Here is a 14,622-nt window from a genome sequence, read left to right as displayed (position 1 = left end):
GCATACAAGTAGATTTTTAAACCTTGGGTGAAAATCCCTATTTAGCTTTGAATTTTCCCGTCGATAGGATGTTTGGGAGCGGAAAAGACTGGAAATTTTTTCCGAATTATGTCGTATAAATGAATATGCTCACATCTCGCAAAACCTTTCTACCGTTTGCTCTTCCTTCCATTTCCGAAGATGCAATTGAAGAAGTGGCCCAGGTACTTCGATCTGGTTGGGTGACTTCTGGACCAAAAGTAAAACAATTCGAGATGGAGTTTGGAGACTTTGTCGGTAGCAAGGAAACCATTGCTGTGAACTCAGCCACTGCTGGCCTTCACTTATCACTTGAGGCAATTGGACTCACAGCGAATGATGCGGCCATCACAAGTTCGATCACCTTCACTGCCACAGCGGAAGTCATCTGTTACTTTGGAGCCGAACCAATTTTAACGGATGTGGATCCCATTCATAACTTAATGTCACCGGAAACCTTAGAGGCAACCATCAACACAAAGTGTATATGGAACGGGCATGAACTCACGAGTAAAAAAACAGGCAAACATATCAAAGCCATCCTACCCGTCCACCTAGCAGGTTATACCTGTGATATGGAAAATATCTTATCGATCGCAAAAAAATACAAACTTTATGTGATTGAAGATGCGGCACATGCATTCCCGGCCGTTCATAAAAATAAAATGATCGGAACCTGGGGAGATTTTACTGTTTTTAGTTTTTATGCAACGAAAGGGATCACAACAGGCGAAGGAGGGATGATCACCACCCCTCATAAAGATGCTGCAGAACGAATTCGTAGAATGCGTTTGCATGGAATCAATCGTGATGCTTTTAATCGACCTGGTTGGTACTATGAAGTTGTGGATGCAGGTTACAAATACAATATGACTGATATTGCTGCAGCACTTGGTGTTGTTCAATTGAAAGAATCACATGGTTTTTGGGAACGTAGAACAGAGATCGCCAAACACTATAATGCTGAATTTGCCCTATTGAAGGGAGTGAAACTTCCGAAAGAAGATGAAAATGGCATTCATAGTTGGCATTTGTACCGTATTGAAATTGATCCCAAAATTGCAAAGATTGGAAGGGATACCTTAGTAGAAGAATTAAAGGAACGAAATATCGGCACAAGTTTACATTTTATTCCTATCTTCGAACATCCTTATTACAAAAAAACCTATGGATTCCAAAGAAAAGATTACCCTAATGCATGTCAGATGTATGACAGATCGGTTTCTCTTCCCTTGTTTGCCGGGATGACAAAAACAGATGAAAAAGATGTCATTGATGCAATGAAAGAATTACTTTCTTAATCAAACCTTACTTACTTTGGCTTTGGCTTTGGCTAGAATTGATCCGGAATTCATAAAATTCTGGATCATAAAGTGAAAGTAATTCCACAAGTCCTAAGATAAACTCAGTATCAGTTCCATCTGCTTTTCTACGTATCCAAAATCCTACGAGTTCCTTTACAATTTGTGCATCCATCGATTCATCTCCGGGAATCATCGAAAACTTTGCAGCTTCTTCAGGATCTTCATTATCAGTATAAGCTGGGTATAAAAAAAGTATGAATCGATCGAAGTAATAAGGATCCAATCGAGATTCTTCCACTAACAGAAGATAACGATCCGCTTCTTTCCTAAAAAACTTTGGATTGGAATCTAGTTTCTGATAGATGATAAAAAAATCCCTAGCGGTTTGTCGTAACCACTCATTATATATGGGTTTTGTCAGCTGTAATAGTTTAGGATGGTGTTTAGCAGGTAATAAAAATTCCCTAAGTTTTTGCGGAAATTCAGGATTGTAATGTCCGAAGTCCAAAAGGTCATTTGATTCCAAATAGTATTTGGAATGTGGACCCGATAAAAAAATCTGAATTCCCAAGTATTCAGAAAGTTTGTGTAAGCTAACGACAGTTTGAATTTTACAAAATATTTTATGATAGGATACTTGTTTATCACAATACAATGCAATTTTTGGAAATTGGATCCAAGTTGTTTCAACCAATTCCTTAAATTTTTTTTCCTTCGTTTGATCATTCCCTTTTGAAAAAAAAGGGAATGGAGTCTGGAGTAACGAACAAGAAAAAAGTAAACTGAAAAGAACGTTACTTAATTTTATAAGTAATTTCTGCAGGTAAGTTCTCCCATTCTGAATTGGCATCTTTTCGAAAGTAGACAGGTGAAATCGAATTTTTCAGATTCAAACTTTGATACAAAATCAAATCGGTTTCTTTCTTTTCAAAATATCGTTTGTCAGTATTACTCCCTAAACCTAAATCTCCGATCGGAATCCAACCATATCCTAATAAAAAAACTGATAATGAATCTTGAATGGATTTTGGTTTTCCTTTTTCAAATCGAATCATACGAAAGGATTGAACAGGAACTCCATTTTGTTTCATCTTTTCTTTAAAATCATTGATACTAATACTTGTTTGTCGTGCTTGGTAAATCAATTCAAGATAATCTCTAGTAGATAATTTGATATCTTCTTGAGGTTTTTCATAAAACGGAATCACATCACCAGGATAGGTTGCCTCTTTATCCAAATAATCATCAGTTACATAGTATTTGATGAACTGATTTTTTGAAGAAAATTTATACTTCACAACTTGTTCACCAGGTAAATCTTCGATTGATAATTTTTTTAAGTGCACTCGATTCCGTTGGATGAATGTAGGTGCGTATGATTGGTCTGTAAATTTAACTCCGCGAATCCTTTGTTGTTCGTTTGACGGTGGGTGTAAAATGGCGATTTGAGCTTTGGACAAAGAAACAGAATCCAATTTAAACTTAAGAGTTACTTCTAAGTTAAATTCTTCTTCACCCGATGCGATGAACCTTTCGGTTTCAATGAAGGGTATGTTTTTGATTTCTTTATTTTCTCTGTCTACCACCCAAAGTTTGGATCCACTGAGTAACACACCTCTGACCGATCGCAAATTTGTTTTGATCGATCCTGTGATTTTACCTGTTTTTGTATCATAACGATAGATACTGTTATCGGCTGAATCGGAAATCCAAAGGGAATCCCGTCCATAACAAATATCTCTAGGTCTTGTACGGTCTGTAAAAAATCCACCAATCAGAAGTGAGGTGGATTGATCATATATCTGCACTTTTCCTGAATCCAAATCTAAAATATAATAATAATTTCCGACACTCGCGATCCCTGCCACATTTGCTAATGGAATCGAAATTTTATCGGTAATCCCGCCAGAGTTTGGATCTAACTTCAGAATTTGTTTGGGAGCAACGACTAAAATTTTTCCTTCACGTGAATCAAAACTAATTCCCCTTAGATTCGCCAATCCAAGATTAAAAATCTCTTGTTCGCCAATTTCGTTAATTTTGATAATGGCGCGTCGATTTGTATCAATGTACCAGAAATTGACTCCATCCCATGCGAGACCATATGCCTTATCCGAAAGTTTGTATTCCTTACTTTCTTGTGCTAATATGGGAAAAGTTAAAATGAATAATAATATCCAAAAACGTTTCATTCGCTGATACCTACTACCTTTACTATCAGACGAAATAGATCATCAAGTAAAGTAGGATTATCAAATTCAGAGCCGAGTATGATCGGTTTGGGAACAAAAATAATTAGGAATGATACTAACATAAATAAACCAAACACAAATCGGGTTTTACCAATTCCAAACATTACATCTTTAATGAACGGATGTTCTACTTTAATGATGTAATAAATGAGAAACCCCCAAATCAACCATGTAAAATGTACCAATGCCAAAAGCAGAAACATTCCAAATAAGAAATGAATCCATTTGCGATATGATTCACCGAACATTGAATAAATGACATGTCCACCATCCAATTGACCAAAAGGAAGTAAATTGATGGCGGTGATGAGTAATCCTACCCAACCAGCTTTTGCCAATGGGTGAGCATGGATATCCATTGTTGCGAAATCGATGGGTCCTAGAATCCACTGCGTGGACAAATAGGTAAATGCACTATCTCCAAAGAACAAATACCCTGACCTGTCAAAATTGGGTGGAATCTCCATCACCTTCGACATAGAGATACCTATAGTCCATACTATCAGAGATAAAAATAAACTTGCCGCAGGGCCACCCACACCAATATCAAATAACACCTTTTTATTCGGAATTTGGTCTTTGATTTTGATCACAGCTCCCATTGTTCCAATGGGTCCAAAAGGAAGTGGGATAAAGTATGGTAAACTCGCTTTCACTCCGTAATAACGGGCAGGCAAATAATGACCCATTTCATGGGCTAATAAAATGAAAAGTAAGGAAACAGAATAGGGCCAGTTTTCAAAAAAATAGAGTTTATAATTCTCTAATGTTTGTGGTACTTCCGGATTTAAGAAAATATCGGAATAAGTCAAAGTAAGAAAGGTGAGAAAAAATAATAGTATGTGAGTGCTTTTATTGGATTCCAAAGTTGGGCAACCTAGAAAATGATTGTATGATTCATAAAATAGAAATTTCCAAAAGAATCAATTAGATTCCCATTCCTGATTTTTAGAATTATACCTACAATTCGGGTGATGATTGACATTCCTATTTTTTTTGGGGAGGATTCTTCCCAAAATGACTGGGTTTTGTCAAAAGCCGATTCCTAGCTACAAGTAGGTAGGTTGCTCTTATAAAAATATTGTTCCACTTTCTTTTAGGAAAGAAAGAACTGTCTAAGGGTAGACCCATTTCCCAACAAATCGATGTTCGAAAATATAAAAATCATTAAAAAATTTGACCCGGCAGCAAAATCCTATTTGGAAATCATCCTTTGTTACCCAGGATTGCATGCTTTATGGCTTCATAAATTGGCCCACCTTCTCTATAAACTTCGGTTGCCCATTATTCCGCGCCTCTTCAATTATTTCAGCCGGTTCCTAACAGGCATCGACATCCACCCAGGCGCCAAAATCGCTCCTGGTGTGTTTATCGACCATGGCGCTGGTGTAGTCATCGGTGAGACAGCCATCATTGGAACGGGATCTCTGATTTTCCAAGGAGTCACCTTAGGAGGAACTGGAAAAGAGACAGGGAAACGCCACCCTACCATCGGGAAAAATGTCGTGATTGGAGCTGGTGCTAAAATTTTAGGAAACATCACTGTCGAAGACCATGTGCGAGTGGGAGCAGGATCCGTTGTCATGCGAAATGTTCCAGCTGGTTGTACGGTGGTAGGAATTCCAGGAAAGGTTGTAAAAGCTGGTGATGGTACTTCGGACAGTATGGAACAAATGTTAGATCACAACCAAATGCCCGATCCAATTGCAAAAGTATTTTCTGTTTTATTAGAAAAAGTGGAAACGCAGCAACAACTCATTAATAAACTCTATGAAAAACAGCAGTTATTAGAAAAATCAAATTCGAATCCACCGGAAGACGATTTGTTTTTGCAAGAATTCATCCATGGTGATGGAATTTAAAATTCTTTCAGAAGTTCTGTTTTTTTCTTTTGGTATTCTTCATCAGTGATGAGTTGATTTTTTCTCATTTCCTCAAGAGCTTTTAATTTGTCCGGTACAGATTTCCACTGCTCCTGTTGGGTCGGAGTGTCATCTTCTTTTGGATAACGATAGATCGCTGGTTTTGCTAAAAGTTCATTATCTAAATATACAATTATATTTCCATAGATAGAATTTTTACTAAGCGAAAGATCTTGATACAAACTCAAAGAATTTTTGTTTTTGATCCACAGTTCTGGTTTATAAATAGGTTTGATAGGAACTGGTTGGAACAATACCCAATCTTCGAACGTATACTGTGTCGAAAAACTTATATTGGTATTAATTTCTTGGAATAAAATCACAATTCCATTTTCTGTTCCCATAACATAAAAACTTGTTTTTAATATTTTGACATTGGGTGCCAAAAGATCATCAATCTTAAAACTACAAAGAAAAACCTTTGTCTCTTTTCCCTCTTTGATTTTATCCACAAATTTTTGGATTTCGAATAGATACGATTCCGGAACCAATTGGTCCCAATCTTCATAAGCTAGTATCCCTCGTTTGTATTGAACCGATGCTAAAATTTTTGGAAGTTCCTCTAAATGATTGGAGCTGAGAGGTAAATCACGCAATTTTTTGGGAAACAATTCTTTCCAAACCTCTTCTTCAATTTCGAAAAAAGCAATGGATGCAGTGGAATCGATCAATTTGATTTTTGGCTGGAAATGACGACAGGTAACATTTAAAAAAAGAAAAAACAAAACAAAAGTTATTTTTGAACTTGCCGTTAATGAAATGATGAACGATGTTTTTTTTGTGCAAAGACGATGGTTACTAATTGTTTTGGTTAGTTTTTTTGCCCCACTCAATGCCGATTCCATACCACAATTTCAAATGAAGGACCAATATGGGCAATCGTATTCTGATACATCTGTCAAAGGAAAACCGATTGTACTCATGGGGTGTTTTTTACGCGATGTGGAAATTTGCCGAAAACAAGGCCGCAAACTCTATTGGAAAATGCAAAATTTGTTATGGAAAGAAAGTAACAAAGTTAATTTTTTAATGTACTTGGATCTAAAAGAATCGAACAAAATCGTGGAAGAATACATCGAAGAGTCTAAACACAAACAGTATGAAACAATTTTATTAGATCGGAAAGGCCAATTGACGAATGGTTTGACACGAGGGGAAGTATACATCCGAATTTATAATAAATCGGGAAAACTTTTATCTTCTATTTACAAATCAGAAATAGAGGAAACACTCATCCAAGAAGTTTATGAAATCCTTAAAAAAGAAATTTAATCTTAGCTTTTTCATTATTCTTATTTTTCTCTGGATCAGTTCTCAAAACTGCCTGCATCAAAACTCGGATCAATATCTCTTTTGGACTGGGTATGATCATTTACAAAAATCCATCAAATCTACTGCAAAAAATGAAATCCATTTTTCAGCTCTTGCAGGTACTTTATCAGAAGAAAACGAATCCCAACTCTTAAAGAATTCTGATGGTTTTCCGATTGTGACCCTAACTGGTAGAAAGGATCAAAACCAAAATTGGAGTATGCGTTGGTATGAATTTGAATCCAAAAATTACGATTATTCTGCCAATGTGACTTTCACTCCCAAGTTATGGGTTGAAAAAGAAATATATGCAGTCGAACGAAAGATCATTCATAAACTCAATGGTTACCAACCTCGCGATTTTTTTAAATGGCTCAATGAATTTGCGATCGTGGTGAATGATCATAATGCCTACCAAACTCTAAAATCCAAATCCAAAAATCTTCAATTCTTATGTGGAGTCATGTATTGCCACATCACAGAAACGGCGGAATGGCATACTCTTGAATTTACTTTGAATGACACAACGAAATCAAAATTCCCTGGATTTTACCAAAGGACAGGCTCTCGGTTAGAAAAGTCGAAACTGAATATTATGATTTGGGACAAGGCAAATCCCACTCACCGATTGAAGATCGCAAACCAAGGCAAAACATTAGTTTTCCATTTTCCAGTGAACCCACCTAAGGATTATTTTCTGAATCCAAAAGAGATTCATTTTTTAGGAGATATTGAAATCCGATCCTTTGGAATTACGTTAAAAATTGAGAATCTAGAATACCGATTAAAAACAATTTTTGAAAAGAATACCGATACTCTTCATGGAAATTTTTTACGCATTGGGAAAAAAGAAATTAACGGAAACTTTTTTTATGTGATCCCACAAGGTTTAGTCAATTTTATGATCCCAGGGAACATGGATGAATACTTCGATGAATTTTTTACCTTACTCATCCAAGGCACACAAGGCCGTGGGGGTTCTCAACTCCATGCAAAATTTGAAAAAACCAAACAAGGGCAGTTAAATACCATCACCACTTACAACGAAATCAAACGGAAAAAATTCTCATTATTTGGAAACGATGATTCCCAAAAAGCAAGTAATGACTTTGATTTTTTTGCGGCTTGGGAAGAAGCAATGTTAGGTGACTTGAAATAGATGCGTTTGAGTCGAGAATTTCGATCATTTGATTTTGTAATCTATTTACCGATAGATAAAATTACGTAGTAATTCCTTCCCTTCTTCTGAGCCAAAGGATTCAGGATGGAATTGCACCCCTTCAATTTTCAAAGATTTGTGGCGTAGTCCCATGATTTCTCCCTTTCCTTCTCCCGAAGAAACCCGTGCTGTCACTTCCAATTCATCTGGTAAGGATTCTTCTTTTGCCACGAGGGAATGGTAACGCATGATTTCAATATTTTGAGTCAATCCAGAGAATACGCCTTTCCCATCATGGGAAATTGGGGAAAGTTTTCCATGCATGGCTACTTTTGCACGCACCACTTCTCCTCCAAACACAGTCGCCATACCTTGCATTCCTAAGCAAATTCCAAGGATTGGGGTCAAAGTTCCGAGTCCTTTTAAGATATCAGCGCTCACTCCAAAATAGGTCGGATCTGCTGGGTGGCCTGGACCTGGAGAAATAATAACCTTATCGTAGTTAGCTGCTTTTATTTCAGAGAACGATTTTTCATCATTTCGGATTACATCCAATTCAAAAAGTTTTTCCTGTTCTTCTAAAATTTCTCCCACGATTTGGTATAAATTATAAGTGAAGGAATCGTAATTATCTAAGATGAGAACTTTCATGATTGACCCACTTACCCTTTTGCCTTTGTATTTTTTTCTTGAGGCAGTTGGTGTAAGTCCAAAGCCTTTCTCACAGAAGCCATTTTATTGATGATTTCTTGGTATTCGTCGTCAGGTTTTGAATCATACACAATCCCACCAGATGCTCGAACAAATCCCTTTCCATTATGAACAAAAAAACTACGAATGGGAATCGCAAAAGTACAATCTCCATTCAATCCAAAACTTCCTACAGCTCCACCATAAGGCCCTCGTGGTGACTTCTCAATACGTTCAATGATCTTCATCGATTCAATTTTGGGAGCGCCTGACAAGGTTCCAGCAGGGAAGGAAGAAGCAAGTCCCGAAAACATATCTTCTTTGGAAGAAAGTATACCCACTACTTCGCTTGAGATATGTTGGACATGCGAAAACCGTTTGATATCAAATCTCCTTCTCACTTTGACAGTGCCAAATTTTGCCACACGGCCAATGTCATTTCGATGTAGATCGATGAGCATATTGTGTTCTGCGATTTCCTTTGGATCCGTGAGAAGTTTACGTGCAAGCAACGTATCTTCCTTAGCATCAACTCCTCGTTTTGTGGTTCCTGCCAGGGGAAATGATTCCATCTCCCCTTGTCTCAAACGAAACAAAAGCTCTGGGCTGGCACCTAGGATCACACGTTTCCCGAATTTCACATAGTACATATGAGGTGAAGGATTGATTTCTCGTAAGGTTTCGTAGATAGCAAGAGGATTCCCATCCACTGAATACGTTTCTTCAAAACCAATTTGGCATTGAAATGTATTTCCAGCTTTCACCTCTTCTAATGCTTCATCTACCATTTGTTTGTGGACATCTTTGGAAAGTCCCTCTTGTAAAACGGTCACACTGGCTTCCGGTTTTTTAGAAACTGGATTTTGAATGGAAGTAAGGATCGATTTTACAACATCAATCCGATTGGTTCCATTATCAAAGTAAATGAGTTCCCCTGTAAATTTATCGTATATGAGTCCATCAAGGTACATTCCAAAGATCATTGCTGGGAAATCTGGATGTGGTTTTAAGTGTAATTTGGGTTCAAAAAACTGCATACTTTGGTAACCCAAGTAACCAACGAGCCCACCCGCATAACTAATGCTTAGCGAATTATAATCTGTGATATCGCGAAGAGCAAAATATGGATTTTTGACTTTATATAGTTTTCCATCAATTTCCAACACTCCGGGTTCACCAGTAATCAGGTGTGATGGATCAAATCCAATCACAGAGTATCTTGAGTCATATTGGTTGTCGCCTGCTGATTCCAAGAGAAAACAATTTTCATATTTCTCTTCTATCTCCCGAAAGAGTTCCCAAAACTCAATTCCTTCCGGCAAACTTAAGGATGTATAATTTGGTTTTTTAGGAATGGAGATTTTCGGAAGTGATTCGCTCATAGTGTACTCAATGTTTGTTACCAAGATTCATTTTGAATCTATTTTAGAAATAAAAAAGGCAGGCGCCGGATTCCGGAACCTGCCTTTTCTGGTTTCAGATTAGAATCCGATTTTAAAGATTTTTATTTGCGAAATCCCAATTCACTAAATTCCAGAATGCTTCCACATATTTAGGGCGTGCATTTCGGAAATCAATGTAGTATGCATGTTCCCAAACATCAATCGTAAGGAGCGCTTGCATTCCATCTTTTAGAGGGCTTCCCGCGTTACTGGTATTGACGATTTCCAAACCGTCTCCTTTTTTCACAAGCCATGTCCAACCTGATCCAAAGTTCGTCACAGCGGATTGTGTGAATTTTTCTTTGAATGCATCAAAAGAACCGAAGGATTTTGTGATGAGGTCTGCAACGGCACCTTTTGGAGCTCCTCCGCCATTTGGTGAAAGGGAGTGCCAGTAAAATGTATGGTTCCAAACCTGTGCGGCATTATTAAAAATACCTCCAGAAGATTTTTTCACGATGTCTTCCAAAGATGCACTTTCAAATTCAGTCCCTTTGATGAGATTGTTTAAGTTAGTAATGTAAGTTTGGTGGTGTTTTCCATAGTGAAACTCTAATGTTTCTGCAGATATATGGGGAGCGAGTGCATCCTTTGCATAAGGAAGTTCTGGGAGTTTATGTTCCATGGTGGTCTCCTGATGGATTCAAGTGTATTTGTATTTTGTCTCTAGTCTCATTCACAAAAGCAAATCGTAAACTAAAAAAGTAGAATGATTCTAATCATTCCCTCTATCAATTTCGACTGACAGTAGAACGAACTGTCTTTAATAATTTTAAAATTTCCGAGTGTAATACGCCATTGGAAGCTACTAACTCAGGAAGTCCTGTATAGTAATGCACTCCATTTAAGTCAGTCAATTTCCCACCAGCCTCTGATAAAATCACGGAAATGGCAGAAACGTCCCAATGTTTCACTGTTTTTTCCCAAATGGCATCCATCACACCTTCCGCAATGAAACAGGAATCCAAAACAAAAGAACCTGTGCGTCGAAAGGAGCGAGCATAGGTTAAAAATCCAGATAAGTCCGCCATGATTTCTTGGATCATATGCGCTCGTTTTGTAGGAAGGTTTGGTGAAAAAATGGCACGGTTCAGCTCAGAAACCCGAGAGGTGACAATGGGTTCCCCGTTTTTAAAGGCCCCTTCTCCCATGACAGCCGAATATACCGATTCTTGAGGAGGGACAATCACCACGCCACCAACGGGTGTTTCCCGATGTTCCAATCCAAAAGAAATGGCATAGAGCGGTAGTCCCCGGACAAAATTCATCGATCCATCTACAGGATCCAGTATCCATTTGAATTCACCACCATCAATGGTTGGTTTGTCCTCACAAAGAATTCCATCTTTTGGAAAAGACTTTTGTAAAAAACGAATGAGAATGTCACCTAACTTACCGTCGGCGGCATCGATCCTTTCTTTTTCCTCAGCATCCGTATCTGAACGAATGGCAGAAACTTCTCTTTGGATTTTTTTTGCTTCATGGATGATACCCATGGCATTGGCTTTTACATATTCGATGCGTTTGATGGTTTCATCGACGGGAAAATTGATGGTTGGTGAAGAGATACCCATATTTACTTACTTATCCATTATCGGTAGATTTTTGATGCACTTTCCATAAAATATTACCAGACTTAGAAACTGTTCGCTCCACTTCAAATGTGGATAAATATTCATGAAACGATTGTAACGTTCCTTCTGGAATGGTTTGGTTTGTATTTTCTAAGATTTGATAAAATTGCTTAAAATGATAGATCGTTTTCGGCAGACTTGGATTCAAAAAACGCAGAGATAAAGAAAGATAATCGATTCCGATGGGACTGTAGATCCTACCCAATTTCCAAATGTCTGAGTTGATACCAAGTTCTTCTCTGATTTTTGCTTCTGTATCGGAAAAATCAATTTCATCGAAGATTTCCGAAAATTTTCGAATGGGTTTGTTTTCGTCTCGTTCCGATTCCACTCGAAACTCTCCCCCTTGGAATCGTTTTGCTTCGAAATCAATCACATGGTCCCCGTCTTCTTTGATCGATTGAATTGGAATCACCTTTACTTGGAAATACAAACGATCTGTGACAATGGTTGGGGTCATATTCTGAGTCCCCGCTCGTTTGATTTCTTCTGATTTGGCTCCACCCAAATACAACATATCGACTGAAAACACATACAAAAAACGGTAGGGTCCAAATAACATCGGCCGAACAAAAAATAGTTTCCCCGTTTCGCGTTTTGGTCTGGGTTCTGGTAACAAACCTGTCCCTTCTACTGCTTCTGGTAAAAATTTGATAACGGTTTGGACAAAGTCTTTCACGTCACCAAACTCTGGTTGTGTGACTGAAGTTCCATGGATTGTAAATCGTTCTGGAAATTGAATGTAAGGAGAATGTAGATTATCAACAAAGATTTCTCCTACTTTGTTTTTTGTCGAAAACTCTCCTAACAATCGATTGATGGATTTATATTCTTGTATTTTCATTTATTATTTTCAATTGAGATCTTATTTCTGGATCCGTTTGATTTGATACCCAAACGGCTTTAATACCGAAAAACCAGCCAATTTATATTGATTCGAATGGTTCATCGTGATTTCATAATTGTATTTTTTCCCCTCTCGAAAATGCCTTTCGATCGTAGCTCCAAGGAAACCAAAAGGAATACCGGCTCCTTTCAGTATTTTTCGATACAAGAGGACAAAACTTTCTGGTGTTAAAGAAGTGCCTACATAATAGACTTTTCCTTTCCCAAAGGAATTCACTGTGATAGCAGGTTTACCTGAATAAAATTTCTTTTTATCACGGTAACGTGCGATCACTTTGGCTGAGGTTGGTTCTAAGATTTCACAAAATTTGGATCCTTTGAGTGGCCAAATCCCCATTTTGATTCCCACCTTATCTGTCGCAGGTGCTTCAAATTGAAATACTTCCACGCCTGCCATTTCTGAAAACACTCCAGGGACTGGTTCTTCCACCATCCAATGGTCTTTGTCTTTGATTCCCGATCGGTATCCTAGAACCAAGGTTCCCCCTTCTTGTACATAGGCCTTTAATTTTTCTACAATCTCTGGACCAAACATCGTGTATAAAGGAAGAGTGAGAACTTTGTAATTTGACCAATCCTGTTCTCTTTGGATTGGCAAAGAGTGAGTGTTGACATTCAGTACATTAGTGCCAGCAAACCAGGTGGCAAGTTCTATGTCATAACCCACTTGTGCAAAAGGAACTGGTGAAAACTTCAGTCCATCACTCAAAGGTTGGTGTTTGTAGTTTCTTGAATTTTCAATGTCATGTAAAATGGCAACCTTCGCTGGGTAAGGCGAAGCAGCGATGTCTTCTGCAAATTCTTTGATTTCTTCGATGGTTTTTTTCAATTCAAAGTATTTGGATGTCTTTCGTTTGCCATGATCTAAAATTCCATAACAAAGTTGTTCTTGTCCAAAGCGAGCCGTTCGGTAACGGAAAAAATAGATTTGGTTGGCTCCATTCACAATTGCTTGTGTCAACCAAAGCCCAATTTGACCAGGAGGTGGAAGGTAACCTAATGTATCATGCCCTTGTACACCTGAGAATTGTTCCATCACTGTATATGGTTTGTCTTTTAGACCGCGTGAGTATTGTTGCGTGGCAGTGACAAGAGGATGTGGGTAAGGCTCTTGTTGGTTCCCCCAAACAGGGTAATTGTCCCAAGATACGTAGTCCAATTTTTTGAACATTTCGTACATATCTGTCACAGGCAAAAATGGCGATGGGTATAAATTGGTCGTGAGTGGTTTTCCTTTGCTATATTTTCGTAAAATTTCTGCTTGGAAATGAATGTAAGAAACCAACTCATCAGATTGGAAACGATAATAGTCCTGGATCATGGCTGGGTTAAAATTACTCGCCACATGCGCACCTGGTAAGGGAATCTGATTCCAGTCAGAATAGATCACTCCCCAAAAGACATTCCCCCAACGTTTGTTAAGCGAATCGAGAGTTTTATATTTTGTCTTCAGCCATATTCGGAAATTTTTTTCAGCCAGTGGGGAATAATCCACATCGGAACCTTCATGGCCTGGTTCATTGTCAATTTGCCAACCTACAACCGCGGGGTGGTTCCCAAAGTGTTTTGCCATTGCTGTCACAATGCGTTCGGTAGCTTTTTTGTATGCGGGTGAGGAAAAACAAGCTTGTCGCCTTGTTCCAATCCCACGAATGATTCCTTCTTTGGAAATCTGTACAATTTCTGGAAATTTTTGGTACAACCAAGGAGGAAATGTGGCCGTTGGTGTACCGAGGATGGCAGTCATCCCCTGCTTTTGAATTTTTTCTAAGATTGCATCGAAGAGAGAAAAATCAAATTTCCCTTCTTTGGGTTCCATGATCCCCCATGCAAATTCTGCAAGGCGAACAGACGAAAGACCCATCTCTTTCATCATTTTTAGGTCTTCATCCCAGTCCTTAGGGTTCCATTGTTCTGGGTAATAACAGGCTCCAAAGATCATATTTTTCCTTTTTGCGATTGCAGAATCTATCTTGTGACACAG

Annotated in this window: 14 protein-coding genes; 4 read left to right on the top strand and 10 right to left on the bottom strand. The window is 38.1% G+C overall.

Annotated elements, in window-relative coordinates:
- The first annotated feature begins 125 nt into the window (after positions 1-125).
- Positions 126-1,319 (top strand): DegT/DnrJ/EryC1/StrS family aminotransferase, encoded by a 1,194-nt coding sequence (locus LEPBI_RS00200; protein WP_012476052.1) that lies wholly within the window; start codon positions 126-128, stop codon positions 1,317-1,319.
- A 7-nt stretch (positions 1,320-1,326) separates the two neighbouring features.
- On the opposite strand, the gene LEPBI_RS00195 is transcribed toward LEPBI_RS00200, so the two are convergent.
- From LEPBI_RS00195 to LEPBI_RS00185, 3 genes are all read right to left on the bottom strand, one after another.
- Positions 1,327-2,016, bottom strand: coding sequence for a hypothetical protein (locus tag LEPBI_RS00195; RefSeq protein WP_012387074.1), 690 nt, complete (start codon positions 2,014-2,016; stop codon positions 1,327-1,329).
- Positions 2,017-2,116: 100 nt separating this feature from the next.
- A complete protein-coding gene (locus LEPBI_RS00190; protein WP_012387073.1) occupies positions 2,117-3,514 on the bottom strand; it encodes an NHL repeat-containing protein in 1,398 nt (465 codons plus the stop codon).
- On the bottom strand, positions 3,511-4,440 hold the full coding sequence (locus LEPBI_RS00185) for a site-2 protease family protein (RefSeq protein ID WP_012387072.1): 930 nt from the start codon (positions 4,438-4,440) through the stop codon (positions 3,511-3,513). Before LEPBI_RS00185 ends, LEPBI_RS00190 begins: the two co-directional genes overlap by 4 nt.
- Before the next feature lie 279 nt (positions 4,441-4,719).
- Between LEPBI_RS00185 and cysE the strand changes: the two genes are divergently transcribed.
- Positions 4,720-5,436: a serine O-acetyltransferase gene (gene cysE / locus LEPBI_RS00180; protein WP_012387071.1), complete on the top strand. Its 717-nt coding sequence runs from the start codon at positions 4,720-4,722 to the stop codon at positions 5,434-5,436.
- Here the strand turns inward: cysE and LEPBI_RS00175 are convergent.
- Positions 5,433-6,341: an SHOCT domain-containing protein gene (locus LEPBI_RS00175; RefSeq protein ID WP_420804573.1), complete on the bottom strand. Its 909-nt coding sequence runs from the start codon at positions 6,339-6,341 to the stop codon at positions 5,433-5,435. The genes cysE and LEPBI_RS00175 overlap by 4 nt on opposite strands.
- Between LEPBI_RS00175 and LEPBI_RS00170 the strand changes: the two genes are divergently transcribed.
- Entirely contained in the window at positions 6,256-6,768 is a 513-nt protein-coding gene (locus tag LEPBI_RS00170) for a TlpA family protein disulfide reductase (RefSeq protein ID WP_012387069.1), read from the top strand. The genes LEPBI_RS00175 and LEPBI_RS00170 overlap by 86 nt on opposite strands.
- Positions 6,743-7,966, top strand: a complete 1,224-nt coding sequence (locus LEPBI_RS00165; protein WP_012387068.1) for an LIC10025 family lipoprotein — start codon at positions 6,743-6,745, stop codon at positions 7,964-7,966. The genes LEPBI_RS00170 and LEPBI_RS00165 overlap by 26 nt, the downstream gene beginning before the upstream one ends.
- Positions 7,967-8,011: 45 nt before the next feature.
- Here the strand turns inward: LEPBI_RS00165 and LEPBI_RS00160 are convergent, their stop codons facing one another.
- From LEPBI_RS00160 to LEPBI_RS00135, 6 genes are all read right to left on the bottom strand, one after another.
- The gene (locus LEPBI_RS00160) at positions 8,012-8,617 is read right to left on the bottom strand and encodes an anthranilate synthase component II (RefSeq protein ID WP_012387067.1); all 606 of its coding nucleotides are present in this window, start codon (positions 8,615-8,617) and stop codon (positions 8,012-8,014) included.
- Between the two features lie 11 nt (positions 8,618-8,628).
- Complete coding sequence (locus tag LEPBI_RS00155) at positions 8,629-10,038, bottom strand: anthranilate synthase component I family protein (protein WP_041769540.1); 1,410 nt, start codon at positions 10,036-10,038, stop codon at positions 8,629-8,631.
- Positions 10,039-10,150: 112 nt separating this feature from the next.
- On the bottom strand, positions 10,151-10,723 hold the full coding sequence (locus LEPBI_RS00150) for a superoxide dismutase (RefSeq protein ID WP_012387065.1): 573 nt from the start codon (positions 10,721-10,723) through the stop codon (positions 10,151-10,153).
- 106 nt (positions 10,724-10,829) lie between these two features.
- Positions 10,830-11,672, bottom strand: coding sequence for an inositol monophosphatase family protein (locus LEPBI_RS00145; RefSeq protein WP_012387064.1), 843 nt, complete (start codon positions 11,670-11,672; stop codon positions 10,830-10,832).
- Positions 11,673-11,682: 10 nt separating this feature from the next.
- Positions 11,683-12,576: an LIC_10030 family protein gene (locus LEPBI_RS00140; RefSeq protein ID WP_012387063.1), complete on the bottom strand. Its 894-nt coding sequence runs from the start codon at positions 12,574-12,576 to the stop codon at positions 11,683-11,685.
- Positions 12,577-12,597: 21 nt separating this feature from the next.
- Positions 12,598-14,580 carry a beta-galactosidase gene (locus LEPBI_RS00135; RefSeq protein ID WP_012387062.1) on the bottom strand — a complete coding sequence of 661 codons (1,983 nt, stop codon included), beginning with the start codon at positions 14,578-14,580 and terminating at the stop codon, positions 12,598-12,600.
- Between the last annotated feature and the right edge of the window lie 42 nt (positions 14,581-14,622).

The organism is Leptospira biflexa serovar Patoc strain 'Patoc 1 (Paris)', assembly GCF_000017685.1.
GTDB lineage: Bacteria > Spirochaetota > Leptospiria > Leptospirales > Leptospiraceae > Leptospira_A > Leptospira_A biflexa.
This window is presented reverse-complemented; position numbering and strand designations above follow the sequence as displayed.

Bases quoted from the DNA above. Each gene is read 5' to 3' on its own strand.
- LEPBI_RS00150 (WP_012387065.1), bottom strand. From the start codon at position 10,723: ATGGAACATAAACTCCCAGAACTTCCTTATGCAAAGGATGCACTCGCT.
- LEPBI_RS00160 (WP_012387067.1), bottom strand. From the start codon at position 8,617: ATGAAAGTTCTCATCTTAGATAATTACGATTCCTTCACTTATAATTTA.
- cysE (WP_012387071.1), top strand. From the start codon at position 4,720: ATGTTCGAAAATATAAAAATCATTAAAAAATTTGACCCGGCAGCAAAA.
- LEPBI_RS00165 (WP_012387068.1), top strand. From the start codon at position 6,743: ATGAAATCCTTAAAAAAGAAATTTAATCTTAGCTTTTTCATTATTCTT.
- LEPBI_RS00170 (WP_012387069.1), top strand. From the start codon at position 6,256: ATGATGAACGATGTTTTTTTTGTGCAAAGACGATGGTTACTAATTGTT.
- LEPBI_RS00140 (WP_012387063.1), bottom strand. From the start codon at position 12,576: ATGAAAATACAAGAATATAAATCCATCAATCGATTGTTAGGAGAGTTT.
- LEPBI_RS00175 (WP_420804573.1), bottom strand. From the start codon at position 6,341: ATGGAATCGGCATTGAGTGGGGCAAAAAAACTAACCAAAACAATTAGT.
- LEPBI_RS00135 (WP_012387062.1), bottom strand. From the start codon at position 14,580: ATGATCTTTGGAGCCTGTTATTACCCAGAACAATGGAACCCTAAGGAC.
- LEPBI_RS00155 (WP_041769540.1), bottom strand. From the start codon at position 10,038: ATGAGCGAATCACTTCCGAAAATCTCCATTCCTAAAAAACCAAATTAT.
- LEPBI_RS00190 (WP_012387073.1), bottom strand. From the start codon at position 3,514: ATGAAACGTTTTTGGATATTATTATTCATTTTAACTTTTCCCATATTA.
- LEPBI_RS00200 (WP_012476052.1), top strand. From the start codon at position 126: ATGCTCACATCTCGCAAAACCTTTCTACCGTTTGCTCTTCCTTCCATT.
- LEPBI_RS00145 (WP_012387064.1), bottom strand. From the start codon at position 11,672: ATGGGTATCTCTTCACCAACCATCAATTTTCCCGTCGATGAAACCATC.